We start from the raw sequence: 22,695 nt of genomic DNA, 5'->3' as shown, positions 1-22,695 counted from the left end.
CAACAACATAGCGGTTTTCGCAGTTGGTTTGCCAGTCAGGAAGCAAAGCGCACATTCCCTGAGCGCCAGGGAACCTGACCACCCGTTTAAGGTTTACGATTTGGAGCGTTACCTGCAAAACGCCTGAAGAAGAATCAGTAACAGCTCGCCGTTACAGCGATCTGACTCACTGATGCGTTAGAAGTAATAATGAAACTGAAGCGAAAGTTTTGGCGGGCCTTGAGCCCGCCCTTTTTTTATTCCAGCCGCTGCCTGGCGTCAGTAATGGCCTGCGCAACCTGGTGCGGCGATACGCCGCCTTTAGCATTGCGTTTATCAAGACAGGATTGTAATGCGAGGAACGGATAAACATCTTCGCCGATAGCCGGACTGAAAGCCTGGAAGGCTGTCAGCTTCAGCGCCTCCAGCGCCACGCCTTGCTTCAGCGCTTCCACGACAACTTCCCCAACGATATGGTGCGCTTCACGAAAGGGAACGCCTTTCGCCACCAGATAATCCGCCAGCTCCGTTGCGTTTGCATATCCCTGCTCGGCCGCCTCCTGACAGCGAGGACGCTTGAGCTGAATGCCATCAAGCACCAGGGTTGCCATATGCAAGCAGTCAGCCCAGGTATCGAGTGCATCAAACAGCCCCTCTTTGTCTTCCTGCATATCTTTGTTGTAAGCCAACGGCAGCCCTTTTAGCGTCATCATCATGCCGGTGAGCGCTCCCTGCACCCGACCGCACTTGCCGCGAATCAGCTCCAGCGCATCCGGATTTTTCTTTTGCGGCATCAAAGACGACCCGGAGGTCACGCGATCGGACAACTCCACGAAACCGGCTTCGCCGCTATTAAAGAAAATCAGGTCTTCCGCAAAACGCGACAGGTGCACCATGCCAATAGAAGCGTCAGACAGCAGCTCCAGCACGTGGTCGCGATCGGAAACGCTGTCCAGACTGTTGCGGGTTGCGCCGGCGAAGCCCAGCCAGCCGGCCAGCTGTTCGCGATCTATTTCATACGCGGTGCCGGCCAGCGCGCCGCAGCCGAGCGGGCTGACATCAAGCCGCTTCAGCGTATCCTGCAAACGGCTTTCATCACGCGCCAGCATCTCAACGTACGCCAGGCACCAGTGAGCGAAGGTAACCGGCTGAGCGCGCTGCAAATGGGTATATCCCGGCATAACGACGTCTTTATTTACTTCCGCAGTGGCTACCAGCGCCTTTTGCAGCTCGCGCACGGCGCTAAGCAGGTCAGAAAGCTGGGCTTTGCACCACAGCTTCAAATCGGTGGCGACCTGATCGTTGCGGCTGCGCCCGGTATGCAGCTTTTTACCGAGCGCGCCGACTTTATCGATTAGCTTGCCTTCCACCCAGCTGTGAATATCTTCCGCGTCGCTGTCGAGGATCTGCTGCGGATTTGCCCGCACTTCTTCAAGCAGCGCCGTCAGCGCCGACGCCAGCTGCTGCTGTTCGTCGACGGTCAGTACCTTAACGCTGACCAGCGCTTTGGACCAGGCTACTGAGCCGATGATGTCCTGCTCAGCCAGCCGGTAATCAAAACGCAGTGAGTCATTAAACTGCTTGAACCGCTGGTCGGCTGCCTGTGTAAAACGTCCACCCCAAAGTGCCATAGTCATGCTTCCTCATACCGGGTCAGTTAACGAATATCCCTTACTTTTTCTCGTTCAGCGCACGGATGCGTGATGACAGCGAGAACAGGCGAATGAAGCCGCCCGCGTGGCTTTGATCGTAAACCTCGTCTTCGCCAAAAGTGGCGAACGCTTCGGAATAAAGACTGTTCGCCGAGGTTTTCTGCAGCGCGTTAACATGGCCTTTATACAATTCCAGCACCACTTCGCCATTCACCTCACCGGCCAGCGATTCGGCAGAAGCCTGTAGCGAGCGGCGCAGCGGCGCAAACCAGCGACCGTCATACACCACGTAGGACATCTCCAGGCCCAGCTGCTGGCGCCATTTGAAACTATCGCGATCTAAAACCAGCTGCTCGACGGCGCGCAGTGCAGCCATCATGATGGTGCCGCCAGGCGTTTCGTAGCAGCCGCGTGATTTCATCCCAACCAGGCGGTTTTCCACGATATCAATACGTCCTACACCGTGTTTTGCTCCAATCGCGTTCAGTTTTTCCAGACACTGATACGGGCTGAGCGCTTCGCCATTGACCGCAACAACTTCACCCTTCTCAACGTTTATCGTTACCTGTTCTGCCTGATCGGGCGCCTTTTTCGGATCAACGGTCCATACCCAGCAGTCATCGTTATTGGCATTTGCCGGACTTTCCAGCACCCCGCCTTCAGTAGAAATATGCCAGGCATTCTCATCGCGACTGTAGATTTTTTCCAGTGATGCGGTGGTAGGAATGTTACGTTCTTTCAGGTAGTCCAACAGCGCCTCGCGCGAGCGCAGGTTCCACTCGCGCCACGGGGCAACCACCTTCAGCTGCGGAGCAAGGGCGGTGTAGGTTGATTCAAAGCGCACCTGGTCATTGCCTTTACCGGTCGCGCCGTGGCACAGGGCATCAGCCCCTACTTTCAGCGCCAACTCCACCTGAGCTTTAGCAATAATAGGGCGCGCCATTGAGGTGCCCAGCAGGTAAGTGCCTTCATATAACGCCCCCGTTTTCAGCACCGGATAGACGTAATCGCGGATAAATGCTTCACGCAGATCAACCACATGGCATTCAGATGCGCCAGACTGCAGCGCTTTCTTTTCAACCCCGACCAGGTCTTCGCGATCCTGACCAATATCCGCTACGAATGCCACCACTTCGCAGCCGCCATAGTTCTCTTTCAGCCAGGGAATAATCGCCGAGGTATCCAGGCCGCCGGAATAAGCGAGGACAATTTTCTTAATACCTTGGTTTTGCATGTCTTATTTTCCTTGAATACGATTTCGAATTATTAAGCCAGAATACGGGTGCCGATTGGCACGCCGTTAAACAGGTCGGGTAGCAGCTCGGCATGACGCCAGCTGGCGATATCTACCGGACGCCCGAGTGTACGCGCCGCGTCAAGCGCGGCATTAACTTTGACGATCATGCCGTCGGTAATCACGCCGTCGGCGATAAGCTGCTCTGCCTTTTCTGCCGTCATTTCGGCAATGCGCGTTTTATTCGCATCAAGGATGCCGCTGACGTCGGAGAGCAGAACTAAATCGGCGCCCAGGGTCGCTGCCAGAGCCGTTGCCGCCTGATCGGCGTTAACGTTCATCAACTCACCCTCTGCGCTAATGCCAATCGAGCTGACGATCGGCAGAAAGCCGCCCGCCAGCATGGCATTAATCAGCGCCGGATTGCCCGGCGTCGCGTTGCCGACGTGTCCAAGTTCCGCATCAAACTGCGCAACCCGCACGCTATCGCCATCGCCAAGACAGAGGCCTACGCTGCTGATCCCCTGCTTTTTCGCCCAGGCCAGCAGCGTTTTATTCGCAGTACCGGCCAGCGCGCCGGTAATAATGTCAATCTGGTCGGCAGGCGTGACCCGCAGGCCATTTTTCTTTTTCACCGGCAGCCCGAGTTTCTGCATCAGCTCATCCACCAGGCAACCGCCACCGTGCACAATCAGCAACGGCCGGTTATGAGTTCCACGCCAGGCGACTATTGCGTCAAACAGCCGGGCCAGCGCTTCGTCGCTGTCCAGTAATACGCCACCCAGTTTAATAATCAGGGGAGTTGTCATCTTGTCGCTTACCTACGCATAGACCAGAGATTCGGTTTCCGGGAAACCAAAACGAATATTCAGGCACTGCACCGCCTGTGAAGCGGCGCCTTTGAGCAAATTATCAATCGCCGAAACCGCAATCAGGTGCTCATCCTGCACCGCAAAGCCGATATCGCAGTACGGCAAGCCGACAACCGATTTGATTGAAGGTACGCCTTTGTCATATACCCGCACCAGCGGCTTATCCTGATAAGCATTGTGCAACGCTTCGGCCACATCTTCGCGGCTGACGCCCGGTTTCAGGCGGCAGGTAATTGTTTCCAGAATGCCGCGCGGAAAATTACCCAGGTGCGGCGTAAAGATGACCGACGTACCGAGGTGGCTGACGATTTCCGAATGATGACGGTGATTGAAAATACCGTATGGCTGCAGGCTCACCTCACAAAAGCTGGTCGTCATGCTGGCTTTGCGGCCGGCGCCGCTAACGCCGCTGGTGGCGTTAATGACTGGCCATTGTGCGTCGTTAATAACCCCGGCCTCCAGCAGCGGTCGCAACGCCAGCTGGGCGGCGGTCGGATAGCAGCCCGGCACGGCAATCAGCTGCGCCTCTTTAATCTGCTGGTGGTTCCACTCCGCCAGGCCGTAAGCCGCCTTACTCAACCACTGCGGATGCTGATGGCTAAAACCGTAGAACTCGTCATAGAAGCCCGGCTTGCTGACGCGAAATGCCCCGGAAAGATCAAACACCACGCAGCCGGCCTCAAGGAACACCGGCGCCAGGTCATGACTGACCTCATGCGCGGTGGCAAGAAAAACGACATCGACTTTGTTCGCCCAGACTGCCGCATCGCTCAGCGGCTCAAGCGGCAGATCTATCACGCCTTTTAATTGAGGATGCAGATCAGAAAGTAATTTTCCGGCATCAGGGCTTTGCGCTGAAACAGCTAAAGCGGTTATGGTCATCTGTGGGTGTCGATTGATATAGGTCGCCAGCTCTACACCAGCGTAGCCACTGGCACCAACAATCAGCGTATTCAACATCAGATTCCGTACCTCTTTGGGTCATGAACTGTCGGGTTGCAGCGCAGTACACTGGTTTCCCACGGAGCTATGCAGAAAAGTAAGCGCTAAGCGTTTTCATCTGCATTCGGTTATTGTATTTTTATTCACTAATATTGCATGAATATTGATACTATCCTAACGCAAGGACTGTCAACAGTGAAGACAAAATTACCACCATTTATCGAGCTATACCGTGAGTTGATTGCCACTCCTTCGATCAGCGCGACCGAGAGCGCCCTCGATCAGAGCAATGAAACTTTAATCAACTTGCTGGCCGGCTGGTTCCGCGATCTCGGTTTCACCGTTGAAGTTCAGTCGGTCCCCGGCACCCGCCATAAATTCAATATGCTGGCGAAAACCGGCAGCGGCGCAGGCGGCTTGCTGCTGGCCGGACATACCGATACGGTGCCCTTTGACGATGGACGCTGGACGCGCGACCCTTTTACCCTCACCGAGCACGACAATAAGCTGTACGGCCTCGGCACCGCCGATATGAAAGGCTTCTTTGCCTTTATTTTAGACAGCCTGCGTGATGTTGATATTTCAACGCTGAAAAAACCACTCTATATCCTGGCGACGGCAGATGAAGAAACTACAATGGCCGGGGCAAGATATTTTTCCGAAAATAGCGCAATTCGCCCCGACTGCGCGATTATCGGCGAGCCTACCTCGCTAAAACCGGTACGCGCGCACAAAGGCCACCTCTCGCATGCCATTCGCATTCAGGGTCAATCCGGCCATTCAAGCGATCCGGCGCGCGGTGTTAACGCCATTGAGTTGATGCATGATGCTATCGGCCATCTGATGCAGCTGCGCAATACGCTGAAAGAACGTTATCACCACGACGGCTTTGCCATTCCCTATCCCACGATGAACTTCGGCCATATCCATGGCGGTGACGCCGCGAACCGCATCTGCGCGTGCTGCGAGCTACATATGGATATACGCCCGCTGCCGGGCCTGACGTTAAGTGACTTAGATGGCTTATTAAACGAGGCGCTGGCGCCGGTGAGCGAACGCTGGCCGGGCCGCCTGACGGTAGGCGAGCTTCATCCTCCGATACCCGGCTATGAGTGCCCGCGTGAGCATGATTTAATCACCGTGGTGGAAAAGCTGTTAGGCACCGACACAGAAATCGTCAATTACTGCACCGAGGCGCCGTTTATCAATGAAATTTGCCCGACGCTGGTATTAGGGCCAGGCTCTATCAATCAGGCGCACCAGCCGGATGAATATATCGATATGGCATTTATCAAGCCGACCCGCGAGATTATCAGTCAGGTCGTAAGCCATTTCTGCCAGCATTAAACCAGAAACCGGGGTATATGATTGCAAAAACGACGACTTACCCCGGTAATTTTCCGAATTTGTCGATAAGCATAACTTATCTAACGCCAGTCGAGTTAAATTTCTTAAATTACCTATAGTTAGAGAGTTAACTACACCCATTTAAGTCAATTGACGAATGCGATTAACCGTGGCTAGATAAAAGACAAGGTTATGCCCAGCCGGGCAAAACAGGCCACCAGAACAAAAGAAGGTGACAGGGACAATGAACGAACAATATTCCGCAATGCGAAGCAATGTCAGTATGCTCGGTAAACTTCTTGGAGATACCATCAAGGATGCGCTGGGAGAAAACATCCTCGACCGGGTGGAAACCATCCGTAAGCTCTCTAAGTCTTCCCGTGCGGGAAATGACGCTCATCGCCAGGAATTGCTGACAACCCTGCAAAACCTCTCTAATGATGAATTGCTTCCCGTCGCCCGCGCCTTCAGCCAGTTTCTTAACCTCACCAATGTGGCCGAGCAGTTCAATACCATTTCGCACAAGAGCGGCGTATACCAGCCGGAGATGCTGAAAAGCATCCTTGAGAATCTTAAAAAACAGCCGGAACTAAACGAAGAGACGATTCGTACCGCCATTGAGTCGCTGTCGCTGGAGCTGGTGCTGACCGCGCATCCTACCGAAATTACCCGTCGGACCCTGATCCACAAACAGGTAGAGGTCAATAACTGCCTGAAAGAACTCGATCACGACGTTTCCGATCACGACCGGCATCTGATTATGCGCCGTCTGCGCCAGCTCATCGCCCAAGCCTGGCATACTGACGAAATCCGCAAGTACCGCCCGACGCCGGTCGATGAAGCCAAGTGGGGCTTTGCCGTGGTGGAAAACAGCCTGTGGGAAGGCGTACCGGACTTTCTGCGCGAGCTGAACAGTCAGGTAGAGGAAACCCTGGGCTATACGCTGCCGGTTGATTTTGTGCCGGTGCAGTTTACTTCCTGGATGGGCGGCGACCGCGACGGTAACCCTAACGTCACCGCGGATATCACCCGTCACGTGCTTCGCCTGAGCCGCTGGAAGGCCACCGATCTGTTTCTGCGCGACATCGGCACGCTGATTTCTGAACTCTCAATGTCGGAATGTACCGATGACGTACGCGAGCTTTGCGGCAAGCCGGATGCGCTGGAACCCTACCGTGAAATCATGAAAAACCTGCGTCAGCAGCTGCTGGCAACCCAGGCATGGCTGGAAAGCCGCCTGAAGGGCGAGCGACTGCCGCGTCCGGACAACCTGCTGATCGCCAACGAGCAGCTGTGGGATCCGCTTTATACCTGCTACCAATCGCTGAAAGCCTGCGGTATGGGTATTATTGCCAACGGACTGCTGCTGGACACGCTGCGGCGCGTAAAATGCTTCGGCGTGCCGCTGGTGCGTATCGATATTCGCCAGGAGAGCACCCGCCATACCGAGGCCATCGCGGAGATTACCCGCTACCTTGGCCTCGGTGATTATGAAAGCTGGTCCGAGGCGGATAAGCAGGCGTTCCTGATCCGCGAGCTGAACTCCAAGCGGCCCCTGCTTCCGCGCCAGTGGGAGCCAACGCCCGAAACGCGTGAAGTGCTGGAAACCTGTCGCGTCACAGCCGAAGCGCCGCGCGGCTCGGTCGCCGCCTATGTCATCTCTATGGCGAAAACGCCCTCCGATGTGCTGGCCGTCCATCTGCTGCTAAAAGAGGCCGGCATCCAGTTCGCACTGCCGGTAGCGCCGCTGTTTGAAACCCTTGATGACCTGAATAACGCCAATGATGTGATGTCGCAGCTGCTGAACATTGACTGGTATCGCGGCTTTATCCAGGGCAAACAAATGGTGATGATCGGCTATTCCGACTCGGCCAAAGACGCCGGCGTCATGGCCGCTTCATGGGCGCAGTATCAGGCGCAGGATGCCTTAATCAAAACCTGTGAAAAAGCCGGCATCACGCTGACGCTATTTCACGGTCGCGGCGGCAGCATCGGCCGCGGCGGCGCCCCCGCCCAGGCAGCATTGATGTCGCAGCCGCCGGGCAGCCTGAAGGGCGGCCTGCGCGTTACCGAGCAGGGTGAAATGATTCGCTTTAAATACGGCCTGCCGGAGGTTGCCATTACCAGCCTGTCGCTGTATACCGGCGCGATTTTGCAGGCTAACCTGCTGCCGCCGCCGGAGCCTAAGCCTGAATGGCGCAGCGTTATGGACGACTTATCAGCGGTTTCCTGCGATATGTATCGCGGCTATGTACGTGAAAATAAAGATTTTGTACCTTATTTCCGCTCGGCAACGCCGGAGCAGGAACTGGGCAAGCTGCCGCTGGGCTCGCGGCCGGCTAAGCGTCGCCCGACCGGCGGCGTTGAGTCTCTGCGCGCTATTCCATGGATTTTCGCCTGGACGCAGAACCGCCTGATGCTGCCCGCCTGGCTGGGTGCCGGCGCCGCGCTACATAAAGCGATGAACGACGGGCATCGCGATCGGCTGGAAGCCATGTGCCGTGACTGGCCGTTCTTTTCGACCCGACTTGGCATGCTGGAGATGGTTTATTCCAAAGCTGACCTGTGGTTGGCGGAATATTACGATCAGCGGCTGGTGGAACCTGCGCTCTGGTCACTGGGTCAGGAGCTGCGTCAGCAGCTGGAAGCGGATATCACGGCGGTATTAACCATTGCCAACGATGCCCACTTGATGGCCGACCAGCCGTGGATCGCCGAATCTATCGCGCTGCGTAACGTCTACACCGACCCGCTGAACGTGCTTCAGGCCGAGCTTCTGCACCGTTCACGCCTGCAGGATGCCGCCGGTAAAGAGGTGGACCCGCACGTTGAACAGGCGCTGATGGTCACGATCGCCGGAGTGGCGGCAGGGATGCGCAATACCGGTTAGTAAAATAAGGGGCCATGTGGTCACATGGCCCCGCCGACGTCAGTAAACGTCGTTCGGATACGAAATGCCTGTGCGCGACCGCATGCCGATCGGCGACCAGTCGAGCTGGTAGCTCTCCAGCTGAACGCCATAGCGGTTCACTTTTTCCACCACGTTGATCCTATCCATGCCACGCTGAAAGTGGGCATCCAGCCATGCCCGGCTGCTGCAAACCACAATCCAGCGCTTCAGGGACTTATCTTTGATTTTCAACCCCATCTCGCAGCGCCCTGACTTCCCCCTGCTCGGGCCGGGGAAGGTGTAGTCGAATTCCGTCTGGTAGCTGACGCGCTCGCCAGGCAAATAGCGCACCAGCGCGTCGGGAAGCGGCAGGAAGAATATGCTCAGCATAATCGTTGACTTAGCAAACAGCGCAAGAAGCGCACGCGGCGTGCACAGCCGTTTGCGGTAGAAAATAATCGCCCCCAGGCTAATCAGCAGCGCCCCGGCCAGACCAATGGCGATGCCAGCTCAAAATGAGGAATATCGCCGGCCAGATAGACGTGATTGCTGAGCGATCCCCACCAGAATACAAAGGCGATACCGGGCAATAAAACGGCCAGAAAAGGCAACAGGACACTAACCTTGCCGCGTATTTTTTCCCGGCTGTAGGATTTGAACGTCACCACTCGTCTCTTTCAGCATCCTGGCAGGCAGGCTTAGCCTGCCTGAAGAAAATAGCGGGATAAATCAGGCGGCGCTTACTGCCGGACGCACACCGAGCGTATGGCAAATGGCGTAGCTCATCTCAGCGCGGTTGAGGGTGTAAAAATGAAAATCTTTCACCCCTTCGCGACTGAGGATTTTTACCATATCCATGGCGATGTTGGCGCCGACCATTTTGCGCGTTTCGGCATCGTCATCCAGCCCTTCAAACATGCTGGTCATCCAGCCCGGCACCCGTACGTTAGTCAGGGTGGCAAAACGCTGCAATTGCTTGAAGTTTGAGACCGGTAAAATACCCGGCACGATTTCAACGTCGATACCTGCCGTCACGCAGCGATCGCGAAAACGCAGATAGCTTTCCACGTCGAAGAAAAACTGGGTTATCGCCCGATTAGCGCCGGCATCGATTTTACGTTTGAGGTTGATTAAGTCAGCCTGCGCGCTGCGCGCTTCCGGATGGACTTCCGGATAAGCGGTGACGGAGATATCGAAATCCCCCACTTCTTTCAACAGTGAAACCAGATCGCAGGCATACATATCCGGCTTGCCGCTGCCGGGAGGCAGATCGCCACGCAGCGCGACAATGTGTCGAATCCCGCTGCTCCAGTAATCTTCAGCGATGGTTTTCAGCTCATCGCGGCTGGCATCAATGCAGGTAAGATGAGGCGCCGCTTCCAGCCCGGTGCGCTCTTTAATGCCTTTAATAATGCTGTGGGTACGATCGCGCTCGCCGGAGTTAGCGCCATAGGTTACGGAAACAAATTTCGGCTTCAGGCTACTGAGACGGTCGATTGAGTTCCACAGCGTGTCTTCCATTTCTTTGGTGCGCGGCGGAAAAAATTCAAAAGAGACGTTAAACCGCCCACCCAGCTCGGCCAGACTCTGATTCAGCGCTTCGCGCTGGTTGGCGTGGAAGAAACTCATACCCTTACCTCATCGATCGTAACGTAAAACGGCTTGTTATATTGAACATCCATACGTTTAGACGTCCATACCGATAAAATGACGGTTTTCCGCGACAGCGTCAATTAAATATTAATCATTCAGCGTGACAAATCTTCAGGGAAAGTGAAAAAACTTCATCATTCATCTGATACACAGGGCGGATTTTCACCACAGATGAAAGCTATCGGGGGCGCTAAATGCGCCGATGACAAAGGCGCAGACGGCAAAATGAGAGAGAAGATAACGTCACTTTCGCTGCATGTTGCCTTTGCCAGCGCTTTTCTTCAGCCGGCAACGACGTCTTAGACCGCCAGCCACGCTGTGCTTAGCAGACAGCGCGGCTGGCGTTGACTGGCCGCCGTTACAGCAGCTGGGCCAGCCGGTTGAGGTCGGACTGAATGGCGCCGGCGGTGACGTCGCGTCCCGCCCCCGGCCCGCGAATAACCAGCGGGTTATCGCGATACCAGCGGCTTTCGATGGCAAAGACGTTATCGCAGGGCAGCAGCGAAGCCAGCGGATGCTCAGGCCGCACCGCCTCTACGCCAACGCGCGCTTTGCCGTTGGCATCAAAGCGCGCCACGTAGCGCAGCACCAGCCCCATCTCCTGCGCGGCCTCAAAACGCTGCTGCATGGTCTGATTAAGGACGTCGCCGTTTTCAAAGAAGTGGTCGATCGACGCGTTGTCGCAGCCGGTTGGCACCAGCGATTCAACGCGAACCTGATCGGGTTCGACGTCATAGCCAGCCTCACGAGCCAGAATAACCAGCTTACGCATCACATCCTGACCTGACAGGTCGACGCGCGGGTCTGGTTCAGTAAGTCCCTGCTGCCAGGCCTGATCCACCAGCTCGGTGAACGGCACGCTGCCGTCATATTGTAAAAACAGCCATGACAGCGTGCCGGAAAAAATGCCGCTGAGCGCCAGAATGCTATCGCCGCTTTCCCGCAGGTCACGTACCGCATAGTTAATCGGCAGCCCGGCGCCAACGGTGGCGTTATACAGCCAGTGGCGCCCGGTTTTGGCAAACGCATCACGCACCTGACGATAGTGATCGCCCGCCGAGGCCCCGGCGACTTTGTTCGCGCTGATGACGTGAAAACCATAGCTGGCAAAATCCAGATACTGATCGGCCAGCTGTTCGCTGGCGGTAACGTCGAGTACCACCAGGTCGTCGTAAGGATGGTCGCGCATCCACAAAAACAGCGACTCTTCATCACGCTCTTCGGCCTCGTCGCCGAAGAATGCCAGCGCGCGACTGGCATCCAGGCCCTGGTAGTTCAGCAGGCTGCGGTTACTGTCTACCACGCCGGCAAGAATAAATTCAAAGCCGGTGCGTGCGGAAAGCGTTTCCTGCTCGCGGGCAAACAGCTCCAGCCAGCGCGAACCGATATTGCCTTTACCGAATAGCATCAGGCCGACCTGCTTCTCTGCCCGGAATAGCGACTGATGCAGGCCACGGACTAAATGCTCAGTAGGCCCCACCCGCAGTACCGCCACCAGGCTGATGCCCTCAGCGGACTGCCAGACAAACTCCACCGGCTGGTCCTTGATCTGCTGCCAGAAGCGGTGGCTGTGCAGCGGGTTACGGCTGACGCCCGCACCCACCAGCGCGACCAATGCCAGTCTTTCACGCAGTTGTAGCCGACCAGGCAGCCCCGCGTCCTGTAATAAGCTCAGCGCGCTATTGACCACTTCGGAGGTGTAGCAGAGCTGGATCAGACTGCGATCCTGGTGGACGCCAACCGCCAGCGGCCGCAGCTGAGCGCGTTTCAGTAAGGCGTCGATTTCTTGCTGCAAGCCGGAGAAGCTATCGGATGCCGCCGCCTGAAACTCAATCAAGCAGACATCATCATGGCTGGTGACAATGCGCGCACCGGTGCCGGATGCCAGCACGCGTTCAATGCGCGTGGAACCCTGTTCAGGCTGATAGCTGCAGCGTAGCTGTAAATTGATATCGCTGGAGGAAACGGGTTGCAGCGTGCGGGCATGCAGCACCGGCGCCGCAAGACGCGCCAGCTCGCTGGCTTCGTCCAGACGCAGCAACGGCAGCAGGCAGGCATCTTTTACCTTGCGCGGATCGGCGCTGTAGACCCCAGCGACGTCGCTCCAGATGGTGACGTTAGCCACCCCTGCCAGCACGCCAATCTGAGTCGCGGAGTAGTCGCTACCGTTGCGCCCCAGCAGCACGGTTTCGCCCTGCTGGTTACGGCTGATAAAACCGGTCACCACCAGCCGCTGCTCAGGATGTTGTGCAAGCAGCGCCTGGAGTAAAGGCCAGGAGCGGCCTTCATCCACCTGCGGCTGCGCGGCGCGCTCTGCGCATAAAAACGCGCGCGCGTCCAGCCAGTTGGCGGCCAGCTCACGTTGATTAAGCACCGCCGCCATCAGGCGCGCGGACCATATTTCACCATGCCCGACGACTTCCGCATAAACGGCATCGTTGATGACGCCATCCAGCAAGGCAGCCAGCTGCTCCAGATCGCCAACCAGTTCATTAAGCATAGGGCCTGCATAAGGTTCCGGCAGCAGGCTGGTAATAAGTTCGCTCTGATAACGACGCAGCGCCTGCTGTACCTGGTAGGCGGCCAGACGATCGCTCTGGCTTAGCTTCAGCCAGCTAATCAGCTGGTTAGTGGTGCTGCCTGCGGCGGAAACCACCATCATATCGCCGGGCTGGCTATACTCTGCCATAATACCGGCAACGCGTTGATAGCACTTCGCATCGGCCAGGCTGCTGCCGCCAAACTTATGTAACTGGCGAGAAACTATCGCCCCTGCTGTCAAACTCATGTTTACCTCTCAGCCGCTATCCGGAAGGCATTATCCAGATCGGCGATTAAATCTTCATGATCTTCAATACCGACTGATACCCGCAGCAGGGTTTCAGAAATCCCCGCTGCGGCACGGGCTTCCGCCGACATGCCAGCGTGGGTCATGGTTGCGGTATGCGAGATCAAGCTTTCCACTCCCCCCAGCGACTCCGCCAGGGTGAACAGCGTCAGCGCCTTCAGAAAACGACGCAGCGTCGTCTCATCGCCATCCAGTTCAAAGCTCAGCATCGCGCCGAACCCCTTTTGCTGACGAGTGGCAAACTGATGGCCGACATTTTCCGGCAGGGAGGGATGATACAGCTTTTTCACCAGCGGCTGTTGTTTCAAATAATCAACCAGCGCCAGCGCATTACGCTGTGCTGCCGCCATGCGCGGACCCAAAGTGCGCATGCCGCGCAGCAGCAGATAGCTATCGAAGGCCGCGCCGGTAACGCCGATGTTATTTGCCCACCAGGCCAGCTCGGTCGCCAGCGCCGGATCTTTTGCCACCACCGCGCCGGCAACGACGTCTGAATGACCGTTAAGGTATTTGGTACAGGAATGCACAACCAGGTCGGCGCCCAACGCCAGCGGGTTCTGTAGCGCCGGACTGAGGAAAGTATTATCCACGACCGTCAGCGCCCCGACGTCGCTTGCCGCTTTACAGATACTGGCGATATCAACCACCCGCAGCAGCGGATTGCTCGGCGTTTCAATCAGCACCAGCTTCGGTTTCTGCGCCAGCGCCGCCTGCAATGCGTTCTGGTCGCCCTGATCGACAAAAGCCACCCGATAAGCGCCGCGTTTACTTTGGCTATCGAAAAGGCGATAGCTACCGCCATAGCAGTCATGAGGCGCCAGCAGCAGATCGCCCGGTTTGAGAAACACCGTACACAGCAGATGGATTGCCGACATGCCGGTATTGGTCATTACCGCGCCGGCTCCGCCTTCCAACTCCGCCAATGCGCGCTGTACCACGTCGCGAGTCGGGTTGCCGCGCCGGGAATAATCATGGGCGCGCGGCTGATTAAAGTCGGTGAAGTTGTAGGTGGTAGACAGATGAATTGGCGGAACCACGCAGCCATATTGCTCATCGTCATTCAAACCACTACGTACTGCGATAGTTGCCTGTTTGCGCGTCGTCATGATGCTTACCATTCCTGCGGAGATAAAAGAGGCTTATAGCCTAAACAGAGGATTAACAGACGTCAATACATCTGGACATCTAAATGTCTTTGCGTATAGATTGAGCAACGAGGCAATACCCGCTAAGATTATGTCACTTTTGCGTGCTGGCAGTTATATACGAACATCTTATCGATAACCTTGTTATCGATCCGTGTAGCAGCACGCTATTTGCGGCATAATTATTCCTGGTCGACGCGCATAGCCTGCAAAGTCGTACAAGGCAACTTTCACTCTGACGAGGATTAAGGTAACTCATGGCTGAATGGAACGGCGAATATATCAGCCCCTACGCTGAGCACGGCAAAAAGAGCGAACAGGTAAAAAAGATTACGGTCTCTATCCCGCTCAGCGTGCTTAAAATTCTGACCGACGAGCGTACGCGTCGCCAGGTTAACAACCTGCGCCACGCCACCAACAGCGAACTGCTGTGTGAAGCCTTTTTGCACGCGTTTACCGGGCAGCCACTGCCCGACGATGTTGACTTACGCAAAGAGCGTAATGATGAAATCCCGGAAGGCGCTAAAGGTATCATGCGGGAAAAAGGCATCGATCCGGATACCTGGGAATACTAAGCGGTAAAGTTTCGCTCGGCGGCGTCGAGCACATAGCGCAACGTTGTGTGCCCGACCTTGCCCGGCTGCCACAAAGCAACGACCGGATGCAGCATCCCTTTACGCCCCATGACAGTTTCAATGCGCTCAACGCCCACGCGCTGCTGCGTAAAAAAATGCGTCGGCAGCATCGCCCATCCTTGCTTCGCTCGCAGCAGGGCAATCAGTAGTTCCCGCTCATTAACGCTTTGCGTGCGATCGGCAATTTGCAGGCGCTGCGCCAGATACTCCGGCATGAAATCCCAGGGCAGCAGCTGCGTATGGGAGGCCAGCGCCATCATGGTGACCGGCGTTTCAGCAAACAGCGCCGGGCTGGCATACACCGCAAACTCAATCGCGCCCAGCGTCTGCCAGCTAAACGACTGCCCTACCGGCCGGTTCAGCGCCTGATAAATACCGATATCCGCCCGCCCTTCGGCGAGCGCCAGCTCTCCTTGCAGCCGTGGTTCACAGCGTAAATTAACCGTCACGCCCTGTCCGGCAAGCTCAGCACTCAGGCTCACAAGCATTGAGTGCGGAATAAACACGTCGTAACTGAGCGTCAGCTGCTGGCCTTCGCCCGCAGCCAGCTGGCTGGCAATGCCGCCGAATGCCTGCGCTTCTTGCAAAAATAGCACCGCCTGACGATACAAACGATCGCCAGACGGCGTGCGGCTCAGAGGGCGCGTTTGTCGATCGAAAAGCGCGTAGCCAAGATCGATTTCCAGGCAATTAATTAACTCGCTGAGCGTCGTGCGATCTTTACGTAACGCCTGAGCCGCACGCGTCATGGTGCCGTGGCGGCATACTGCAACAAAAGCTTCCAGCTGAAGCAAAGTGAAAGGGATCATGCTTGCCTCCTTGCGAGGGGTTTTGCCCCGATAACTGACTCCTGCCAACGAACTTTCTCGTCATAACCTGTCTTCGTTGACGCTATTAAGGAGCTTTATCAATGAAAAAATTTACCGTGTTACCCGTTGCCGCCCTGTTGCTAACCACCACCCTTGCCCCCACTGCGGATGCCTGCACTCGCGCCTTTATGAATCAGTTTCCGGGCTATATGGTCAGCGGACGCAACCTGGACTTTTTCGGCCCGGTTGACCCGTCACTAGTGATCACGCCACGCGGCATTGCGCACAACGGTGGCGACGTGGCGAACGCGGCGCACTGGAAGACGCGTTACGGCAGTGTCGTCATTTATGCTGACAACGCCTTTCCGATGGATGGCATGAATGAAAAAGGGCTGGCAGGCCACACCCTGTTTTACACCAACGGTAAGCAGCAGCAGAGCAACAATCAGGATAAGCCGATATTACAGAGCCGCAGCTGGCTGAGCTACATTCTGGATAATTACGCCACGGTAGACGAGGCGGTTAACGGCTTGCAAAACGTGCGCCTGATGGCGGCTAAGCTGCCGATAGACTACGCCACCGACACCAAGCATATCGCCATTGAAGACCGCAGCGGCGACTCGGCGATTATTGAAATCGACAACGGAGTGGTTCACGTTTATCACGGCAGGCAATATACGGTAATGACCAACCCGCCGTCTTATGAAAAGCAGCTGGAAAACCTGAAGAAATACCAGCACGTCGATCGTAATGCCATTCCGGGAACTCAGGAGGCTGACGCCCGCTTTGTGCGCGCCAGCTTTAACCTGCACAATCTGCCGCAGCCGGATAATAAATACCAGGCGCAGGGATTTGTACTGTCAGCACTGAGCAACGTTACCTATCCGATTGGCTATCCGAGCGGAAAAGAGGAACAAGCGATCACCAATACCTATGCGAAATACTCTAAACGACCGGATCAGAACAAAGGCATCGGCACCTACTGGACCACGCTTTCTGACTTGAGCCACGGCGAGTATCACTTTAAATCTGCCTTCGCCCCTTCAGAGGTTTATATCAAACTCAGCGAGGTAAATTTCAGCGCCGGCCAGCCGGAAAAACGCATCCTGCATCTGAATGATTATGCCCTGCACGGCTGGGAAGGTAATATTCTTCATCAGGCTAAAGCGCAGTAATTAAGCATAAAAAAACCCAGCAGAGCTGGGTTTTTTTATATCCGCTGGGCTTATTTGCTGCCCGGGATGCTGAAGCGCTTGTTGAAACGCTCAACGCGACCGCCGGTATCAACTACGCGCTGCTTGCCGGTGAAGAACGGGTGGCAGTTGCCGCACACGTCCAGGTTCAGGTCACGACCCACGGTAGAGCGGGTTTTAATAACGTTACCGCAAGAACAGGTAGCAGTAACTTCAACGTATTTTGGATGGATATCTTTTTTCATGGCAGACCTCGGTAAGGCCGTGTCGCTCTCCCGTGCCAGACCACTGGCCTGCACCGGCACCACACGATGTTAAAAAGTTAGTGTCTTCCGACGTCGATTACCCGCCGAAGGCCGCGAACTATACAGAAAATAACCGCCTGACGCAATCGAATCCTCACATTTTCACCGTCACGGTGTACACTGTCCGACCCAATGTTGCCGCCGGAATAGCCGATGACCGTTGTTGAAATTGCCTTACCAGTACCGCTGGCGCGTCGGTTTGACTACCTGCTGCCAGACGGCCTGCCGCCGGTCAGCATCGGCGGGCGGGTTAGCGTACCGTTTGGAAAACGCAGCGCTATCGGCATCGTCACCGCAATAAAAGACCACAGCGAGCTGGCGCAGGCCCAGCTGAAAAGCGTACAGGAGGTGCTGGACGGTGACTCCCTGTATCCTCCTTCTCTCTGGCGGCTGCTGAACTGGGCAACGGGCTATTACCACTATCCGCCGGGCGAAGTACTGTTTCACGCCCTTCCCATACTGTTGCGTCAGGGTAAGCCGGCGCGCGAAGCGCCGATCTGGCAATGGTATATCACCTTGCAGGGCAAAGAGACGGCGCCGGAGAGCCTGAAAAGCGCCCATAAACAGCGCCAGGCGCTGGCAATCTTGCGCCAGGGGGCCCTTTACCGCCACGAAATCAGCCAACACGATATTAGCGACGCCGTCCTGCAGGGTTTACGTAAAAAAGGGCTCTGCGATCTGCGGCCATATCACCCAATGGTTGCCGATTGGCGCCAGCAAACCATTGTGCACGGCGAGCGTCTGCGCCTTAATACTGAACAGGCCACCGCCGTCGGCGCAATCCGCAGCGCGGATGATTGCTTTGGCGCCTGGCTGCTGGCGGGTATTACCGGCTCAGGCAAAACCGAGGTGTATCTCAGCGTACTGGAAAACGTGATTAACAGCGGCCGCCAGGCGCTGGTGCTGGTCCCGGAAATCGGCCTCACGCCGCAAACCATCGCCCGCTTTCGCGAACGTTTTAACGCCCCGGTGGACGTGCTGCATTCGGCGCTGAATGACAGCGAAAGGCTGGCGGTTTGGCTACGGGCGCGCCGGGGAGAAAACGCCATTATTATCGGCACCCGCTCGGCACTTTTTACGCCGCTGGCCCGCCCTGGCGTGATTATCATCGATGAAGAGCATGACAGCTCCTACAAACAGCAGGAAGGCTGGCGCTACCACGCGCGCGATCTGGCCGTAGTACGCGCCCGCGAGGAAAATATTCCGGTAATAATGGGCTCGGCGACGCCGGCGCTTGAGACGCTGCAAAACGTGCATAGCGGTAAATACCGCCAGCTCACGCTGAGTAAACGCGCTGGCAACGCCAGCCTGGCAACGCAGCAGCTGATCGATCTTAAAGGCGTTAAGCTAAAGGGCGGGCTTTCCCCCCAGCTTGCGGGCAAAATGGCGCAGCATCTGCAAGCGGATAATCAGGTGCTGCTGTTTCTCAATCGTCGCGGCTTTTCCCCGGCGCTGATGTGCCATGAATGTGGCTGGATTGCTGAATGTCAGCGCTGCGACCATTATTACACCCTGCATCAGCACCAGCGCCAGCTACGTTGCCACCACTGCGACAGCCAGCGTCAGGTGCCCCATCAATGTCCGCAATGCGGCTCGACCCAGTTGATGCCGGTCGGGCTCGGCACTGAACAGCTAGAGCAAAACTTAACCAGCCTGTTTCCGGGCGTCGCCATTTCCCGTATCGATCGGGATACCACCAGCCGCAAAGGCGCCCTTGAACAGCAGCTGGCCGAAGTGCATCGCGGCGGCGCTCGCATTCTGGTTGGCACCCAAATGCTGGCCAAAGGCCACCATTTCCCCGATGTCACGCTGGTATCGCTGCTGGATGTCGATGGCGCGCTATTTTCCGCCGACTTCCGCTCGGCGGAGCGCTTCGCCCAGCTTTATACCCAAGTCGCTGGCCGGGCGGGACGGGCGGGTAAACAAGGCGAAGTCCTGCTACAAACGCACCATCCCGAACATCCCCTGCTGCAAACCCTGCTGCACAAGGGCTATGACGCCTTCGCGCGGCAGGCGCTTGAGGAGCGTAAAAGCGTTTTTTTGCCCCCCTTCACCAGCCATATTCTGTTTCGTGCCGAGGACCAGGACAATCAGCAGGCGGCGCTTTTCCTGCAGCAGCTGCGTAACCTGCTGGAAGCCAGCCCCCTGAAAGATGAGGCCTGCTGGATCATGGGGCCGGTACCCTCACTACAGGCGAAACGCAGCGGCCGCTACCGCTGGCAGCTATTGTTGCAACATCCTTCTCGCCCCCGTTTGCAGCGTCTGCTGCAGTCGAGCCTGCCGTTAGTCGCCACCCTTCCTCAAACGCGCAAGGTTAAGTGGACGCTGGACGTTGACCCCACCGAAAGCTGAACTGTGCGAGCCGGATCGAAAAAAGTGGTGAAAGTCACACTTTTTTTGCAATTTAAGTAACCGATTACATTGTTTCTCTGATAACAATGAAGGACGGTTTTACACAAAATAATTATATGCAAAGCATCAGGCCGGAAAGCCGTTGCCTGAAATGAGGTAAAGACGTTGGAGCACAAGCAAGCGTCCCCGGGCGCGACGATGAAAGAGGTGGCGGAAAAAGCAGGGGTATCCACCGCAACGGTTTCCCGCGCGCTGATGAATCCGGAAAAAGTGTCGGCGGCGACCCGGGAAAAGGTTGAAGCTGCCGCTAAATCAGTAGGCTATTCGCCTCACCCTCTGACCCGCAGCATTAAGCGCAACGAGACCCATACCATTCTGGTTATCGTACCTGACATTTGCGATCCCTTTTTCAGCGAGATGATTCGCGGTATTGAAATCACCGCCGCCCGGCATGGCTATCTGGTATTGATTGGCGACTGCGCCCATCAGAATCAGCAGGAATCATCGCTGATGGATTTAATGGTTACGCGTCAGATTGATGGCATGGTTCTGCTGGGATCGCGCCTGCCTTTCGATACCCGTTCGGACGACGTTCGCCACCTTCCTCCCATGGTGATGGCGAATGAATTTGCTCCTGAACTGGAGCTGCCTACGGTTCATATTGATAATCTTACCGCCGCCTTCGAGGCGGTGAATCATTTGCTAAAATACGGCCACAGGCGCATTGCCTGCCTGGCCGGCCCGGACGAAATGCCCCTGAGTCAGTATCGCCTGCAGGGTTATATTCAGGCGCTGCAACGTAGCGGCATCGCCATTGATAACGCCTGTATCGTTCGTGGAGACTTTACCTTCGAAGCCGGCAAAGAGGCGCTGAAGACGCTGATGGCGCTGGCAAATCCGCCTGAGGCCGTCTTTTGCCACAGCGATATTATGGCGCTGGGCGTCATCGCTCAGGCGAAGAATATGGGACTGCGCGTGCCCGAGGATCTTTCGGTAATTGGATTCGACGACATTGAACTGGCCCAGTACAGCGACCCGCCGCTAACGACGGTTGCTCAGCCACGTTTTGCAATCGGCGCTGAAGCAATGATGCTGCTGCTGGAACAGTTAGAGGGAAAAACCGTCAGCAACGGTTCACGACTGCTCGAATTTAAACTGGAAATTCGCGCCAGCACCGCGCAGCCACGCGCCTGAACGACGTTAACCCCTAAGTTTCAGCAGAATCCTGGGTATATCTTTGCTGGTCAAACTTCCGGCCCTTGAGTAACATGGCGAGCGGGTAATTTTGTCTCCAGCGCCGGATTTCGGCCAGACACTTTCTCTTGATTAGTTACGGAACGATTAGTGGCACAAAAAGATTATGTAAGCCGCGGGCGTTCGACAGGCACGCGCCGCAAAAAAAGCGCAAACGGCCGCAGCGGAAAAAAGCGCAGCAGTAACTCCGGGGTTTCTAAATTTATGATGGCGCTGGCAGTAGCGGTATTGGTTACCTTTGCCGGCGGCCTGTGGTTTATCGCACATCATAAAAAAGAAGAAGCCTCGGTCATTCCCGATCACAAATCTTCCGGTAACGGCCTGCCCCCCAAACCGGAAGAGCGCTGGCGCTATATCAAGGAGCTGGAAAACCGACAGATGTCAGTGCCCAGCCCGACGGAACCGTCGGCCGGCGGCGAAGTTCATTCGCAAACGCAGCTGACTAACGAACAGCGTCAGCTGCTCGATCAAATGCAGGCTGATATGAAGCAGCAGCCTACCCAGCTCAATGAAGTGCCCTGGAACGAGCAGACGCCCGCACAGCGTCAGCAAACGCTACAGCGCCAGCGCCTGCAAAATCAGCTGGAAATGCAGTCGCGTCTGCCGGCGCAAGCGCCTCAGCCTCGTCCGACGCCGCAGACGCAGCCGACGCCTCATGATGCGCAGCAGCAAACCGCAGCGCAGCAGCCGAAGGCTGAAGATAAGCCGAAAGCGCCGGAGAAAGCTAAAACGCAGCGCTGGATGGTGCAGTGTGGCTCGTTCAAAGGCACCGAACAGGCCGAATCAATACGCGCTCAGCTGGCCTTCGAGGGCTTTGAGAGCCGTATCACCACCGGCGGCGGCTGGAATCGCGTAGTCATTGGCCCTTACAGCAACCGCGCCGGGGTCGACAGCGCGCTGAAAAGTCTGCGTGGTTCCGGCCATACAAACTGCATCCCTATGGCTATCGGGGGTTGAAACCCGCTAAAGCCGCCCCATATCTGATTGCAATCACCCCGCAGTAGTAAGCTGCGGGGATTCTTATTCGATTGCAACAAGGGGTCTGCCCGTGACAACAATTGTAAGTGTACGACGCAATGGCCAGGTAGTGATTGGCGGCGATGGCCAGGCTACCCTCGGCAATACCGTAATGAAAGGCAACGTTAAAAAAGTGCGTCGCCTTTACAATGACAAGGTTATTGCCGGGTTCGCAGGCGGTACGGCAGATGCTTTTACCCTGTTTGAACGCTTTGAGCGTAAGCTGGAAATGCATCAGGGGCACCTGGTTAAAGCCGCCGTTGAGCTGGCTAAAGACTGGCGTACCGACCGAATGCTACGCAAGCTGGAAGCGTTACTGGCGGTCGCCGATGAAACGGCGTCGCTAATCATCACCGGTAACGGCGATGTCATCCAACCCGAAAATGATCTGATTGCCATTGGTTCAGGTGGTCCTTATGCGCAGGCCGCAGCGCGCGCGTTGCTGGAAAACTCCGAGCTAAGCGCCCGTGAAATTACCGAAAAAGCGCTGAACATCGCGGGCGATATCTGCATCTACACCAACCATAATCTGACCATCGAAGAATTACCGTCTAAAGCGTAAGGAACC

The 22,695-nt window shown here is 56.2% G+C and carries 20 protein-coding genes; 9 read left to right on the top strand and 11 right to left on the bottom strand.

Annotation, left to right across the window (positions count from 1 at the left end; all coding sequences use genetic code 11):
• Window positions 1-236: 236 nt before the first annotated feature.
• Genes argH through argC form a run of 4 tightly spaced genes read right to left on the bottom strand, consistent with a single transcriptional unit; the run spans window position 237 to window position 4,697 of the window.
• Window positions 237-1,610 carry an argininosuccinate lyase gene (gene argH / locus BTJ39_RS18790; protein ID WP_078004241.1) on the bottom strand — a complete coding sequence of 458 codons (1,374 nt, stop codon included), beginning with the start codon at window positions 1,608-1,610 and terminating at the stop codon, window positions 237-239.
• A 40-nt stretch (window positions 1,611-1,650) separates the two neighbouring features.
• Window positions 1,651-2,865, bottom strand: a complete 1,215-nt coding sequence (locus BTJ39_RS18785) for an argininosuccinate synthase (RefSeq protein ID WP_078004239.1) — start codon at window positions 2,863-2,865, stop codon at window positions 1,651-1,653.
• A 32-nt stretch (window positions 2,866-2,897) separates the two neighbouring features.
• Window positions 2,898-3,674 (bottom strand): acetylglutamate kinase, encoded by a 777-nt coding sequence (gene argB / locus BTJ39_RS18780; protein WP_078004238.1) that lies wholly within the window; start codon window positions 3,672-3,674, stop codon window positions 2,898-2,900.
• 12 nt (window positions 3,675-3,686) lie between these two features.
• Window positions 3,687-4,697: an N-acetyl-gamma-glutamyl-phosphate reductase gene (argC, locus tag BTJ39_RS18775; RefSeq protein WP_078004237.1), complete on the bottom strand. Its 1,011-nt coding sequence runs from the start codon at window positions 4,695-4,697 to the stop codon at window positions 3,687-3,689.
• A gap of 177 nt (window positions 4,698-4,874) precedes the next feature.
• On the opposite strand from argC, the gene argE reads away from it, so the two are divergent.
• Window positions 4,875-6,026 carry an acetylornithine deacetylase gene (gene argE / locus BTJ39_RS18770; protein WP_078004235.1) on the top strand — a complete coding sequence of 384 codons (1,152 nt, stop codon included), beginning with the start codon at window positions 4,875-4,877 and terminating at the stop codon, window positions 6,024-6,026.
• A 244-nt stretch (window positions 6,027-6,270) separates the two neighbouring features.
• Window positions 6,271-8,916 (top strand): phosphoenolpyruvate carboxylase, encoded by a 2,646-nt coding sequence (gene ppc, locus BTJ39_RS18765; RefSeq protein ID WP_078004234.1) that lies wholly within the window; start codon window positions 6,271-6,273, stop codon window positions 8,914-8,916.
• Between the two features lie 39 nt (window positions 8,917-8,955).
• Here the strand turns inward: ppc and BTJ39_RS18760 are convergent, their stop codons facing one another.
• The 3 genes from BTJ39_RS18760 to metF all read right to left on the bottom strand — a co-directional run bounded on the left by BTJ39_RS18760 (window position 8,956) and on the right by metF (window position 10,545).
• Complete coding sequence (locus tag BTJ39_RS18760) at window positions 8,956-9,306, bottom strand: hypothetical protein (protein WP_078004233.1); 351 nt, start codon at window positions 9,304-9,306, stop codon at window positions 8,956-8,958.
• An 83-nt stretch (window positions 9,307-9,389) separates the two neighbouring features.
• Window positions 9,390-9,581, bottom strand: coding sequence for a hypothetical protein (locus tag BTJ39_RS18755; RefSeq protein ID WP_139356380.1), 192 nt, complete (start codon window positions 9,579-9,581; stop codon window positions 9,390-9,392).
• A 64-nt stretch (window positions 9,582-9,645) separates the two neighbouring features.
• Entirely contained in the window at window positions 9,646-10,545 is a 900-nt protein-coding gene (gene metF / locus BTJ39_RS18750) for a methylenetetrahydrofolate reductase (RefSeq protein WP_078004230.1), read from the bottom strand.
• Between the two features lie 195 nt (window positions 10,546-10,740).
• Here metF and BTJ39_RS25305 point away from each other — a divergent pair, with 195 nt between their 5' ends.
• The gene (locus BTJ39_RS25305) at window positions 10,741-10,872 is read left to right on the top strand and encodes a hypothetical protein (protein ID WP_277869783.1); all 132 of its coding nucleotides are present in this window, start codon (window positions 10,741-10,743) and stop codon (window positions 10,870-10,872) included.
• A gap of 55 nt (window positions 10,873-10,927) precedes the next feature.
• Here BTJ39_RS25305 and BTJ39_RS18745 read toward each other — a convergent pair whose 3' ends face one another.
• Both BTJ39_RS18745 and metB read right to left on the bottom strand, forming a co-directional pair.
• Window positions 10,928-13,357, bottom strand: a complete 2,430-nt coding sequence (locus BTJ39_RS18745; protein ID WP_078004229.1) for a bifunctional aspartate kinase/homoserine dehydrogenase II — start codon at window positions 13,355-13,357, stop codon at window positions 10,928-10,930.
• Between the two features lie 2 nt (window positions 13,358-13,359).
• A complete protein-coding gene (gene metB, locus BTJ39_RS18740; RefSeq protein ID WP_078004227.1) occupies window positions 13,360-14,523 on the bottom strand; it encodes a cystathionine gamma-synthase in 1,164 nt (387 codons plus the stop codon).
• A 296-nt stretch (window positions 14,524-14,819) separates the two neighbouring features.
• Here metB and metJ point away from each other — a divergent pair, with 296 nt between their 5' ends.
• The gene (metJ, locus tag BTJ39_RS18735) at window positions 14,820-15,137 is read left to right on the top strand and encodes a met regulon transcriptional regulator MetJ (protein ID WP_078004225.1); all 318 of its coding nucleotides are present in this window, start codon (window positions 14,820-14,822) and stop codon (window positions 15,135-15,137) included.
• On the opposite strand, the gene BTJ39_RS18730 is transcribed toward metJ, so the two are convergent.
• Window positions 15,134-16,006 carry a LysR family transcriptional regulator gene (locus BTJ39_RS18730; protein WP_078004223.1) on the bottom strand — a complete coding sequence of 291 codons (873 nt, stop codon included), beginning with the start codon at window positions 16,004-16,006 and terminating at the stop codon, window positions 15,134-15,136. The genes metJ and BTJ39_RS18730 overlap by 4 nt on opposite strands.
• A 101-nt stretch (window positions 16,007-16,107) precedes the next feature.
• Here BTJ39_RS18730 and BTJ39_RS18725 point away from each other — a divergent pair, with 101 nt between their 5' ends.
• Window positions 16,108-17,181 (top strand): linear amide C-N hydrolase, encoded by a 1,074-nt coding sequence (locus BTJ39_RS18725; RefSeq protein WP_078004220.1) that lies wholly within the window; start codon window positions 16,108-16,110, stop codon window positions 17,179-17,181.
• 50 nt (window positions 17,182-17,231) lie between these two features.
• On the opposite strand, the gene rpmE is transcribed toward BTJ39_RS18725, so the two are convergent.
• A complete protein-coding gene (gene rpmE, locus BTJ39_RS18720; protein ID WP_078004218.1) occupies window positions 17,232-17,444 on the bottom strand; it encodes a 50S ribosomal protein L31 in 213 nt (70 codons plus the stop codon).
• Window positions 17,445-17,657: 213 nt separating this feature from the next.
• Between rpmE and priA the strand changes: the two genes are divergently transcribed.
• From priA to hslV, 4 genes are all read left to right on the top strand, one after another.
• Window positions 17,658-19,856, top strand: a complete 2,199-nt coding sequence (priA, locus tag BTJ39_RS18715) for a primosomal protein N' (protein WP_078004216.1) — start codon at window positions 17,658-17,660, stop codon at window positions 19,854-19,856.
• Window positions 19,857-20,021: 165 nt separating this feature from the next.
• Window positions 20,022-21,050: a DNA-binding transcriptional regulator CytR gene (cytR, locus tag BTJ39_RS18710; RefSeq protein ID WP_078004214.1), complete on the top strand. Its 1,029-nt coding sequence runs from the start codon at window positions 20,022-20,024 to the stop codon at window positions 21,048-21,050.
• 150 nt (window positions 21,051-21,200) lie between these two features.
• Window positions 21,201-22,067 carry a cell division protein FtsN gene (ftsN, locus tag BTJ39_RS18705; RefSeq protein WP_078004213.1) on the top strand — a complete coding sequence of 289 codons (867 nt, stop codon included), beginning with the start codon at window positions 21,201-21,203 and terminating at the stop codon, window positions 22,065-22,067.
• A gap of 91 nt (window positions 22,068-22,158) precedes the next feature.
• Window positions 22,159-22,689, top strand: coding sequence for an ATP-dependent protease subunit HslV (gene hslV / locus BTJ39_RS18700; protein ID WP_078004212.1), 531 nt, complete (start codon window positions 22,159-22,161; stop codon window positions 22,687-22,689).
• Window positions 22,690-22,695: the final 6 nt, after the last annotated feature.

This window comes from Izhakiella australiensis (genome assembly GCF_002006995.1).
In the GTDB taxonomy this organism is placed as follows: Bacteria; Pseudomonadota; Gammaproteobacteria; order Enterobacterales; family Enterobacteriaceae; genus Izhakiella; species Izhakiella australiensis.
The sequence above is the reverse complement of the archived record's forward strand: the minus strand, read 5'-3'. Positions and strand labels throughout refer to the sequence as shown.

Bases quoted from the DNA above. Each gene is read 5' to 3' on its own strand.
- BTJ39_RS18730 (WP_078004223.1), bottom strand. From the start codon at position 16,006: ATGATCCCTTTCACTTTGCTTCAGCTGGAAGCTTTTGTTGCAGTATGC.
- BTJ39_RS18760 (WP_078004233.1), bottom strand. From the start codon at position 9,306: ATGCTGAGCATATTCTTCCTGCCGCTTCCCGACGCGCTGGTGCGCTAT.
- argC (WP_078004237.1), bottom strand. From the start codon at position 4,697: ATGTTGAATACGCTGATTGTTGGTGCCAGTGGCTACGCTGGTGTAGAG.
- metF (WP_078004230.1), bottom strand. From the start codon at position 10,545: ATGAGTTTCTTCCACGCCAACCAGCGCGAAGCGCTGAATCAGAGTCTG.
- rpmE (WP_078004218.1), bottom strand. From the start codon at position 17,444: ATGAAAAAAGATATCCATCCAAAATACGTTGAAGTTACTGCTACCTGT.
- metJ (WP_078004225.1), top strand. From the start codon at position 14,820: ATGGCTGAATGGAACGGCGAATATATCAGCCCCTACGCTGAGCACGGC.
- metB (WP_078004227.1), bottom strand. From the start codon at position 14,523: ATGACGACGCGCAAACAGGCAACTATCGCAGTACGTAGTGGTTTGAAT.
- ppc (WP_078004234.1), top strand. From the start codon at position 6,271: ATGAACGAACAATATTCCGCAATGCGAAGCAATGTCAGTATGCTCGGT.
- BTJ39_RS18725 (WP_078004220.1), top strand. From the start codon at position 16,108: ATGAAAAAATTTACCGTGTTACCCGTTGCCGCCCTGTTGCTAACCACC.
- BTJ39_RS18745 (WP_078004229.1), bottom strand. From the start codon at position 13,357: ATGAGTTTGACAGCAGGGGCGATAGTTTCTCGCCAGTTACATAAGTTT.
- argH (WP_078004241.1), bottom strand. From the start codon at position 1,610: ATGGCACTTTGGGGTGGACGTTTTACACAGGCAGCCGACCAGCGGTTC.
- BTJ39_RS18785 (WP_078004239.1), bottom strand. From the start codon at position 2,865: ATGCAAAACCAAGGTATTAAGAAAATTGTCCTCGCTTATTCCGGCGGC.
- priA (WP_078004216.1), top strand. From the start codon at position 17,658: ATGACCGTTGTTGAAATTGCCTTACCAGTACCGCTGGCGCGTCGGTTT.
- argB (WP_078004238.1), bottom strand. From the start codon at position 3,674: ATGACAACTCCCCTGATTATTAAACTGGGTGGCGTATTACTGGACAGC.
- BTJ39_RS25305 (WP_277869783.1), top strand. From the start codon at position 10,741: ATGAAAGCTATCGGGGGCGCTAAATGCGCCGATGACAAAGGCGCAGAC.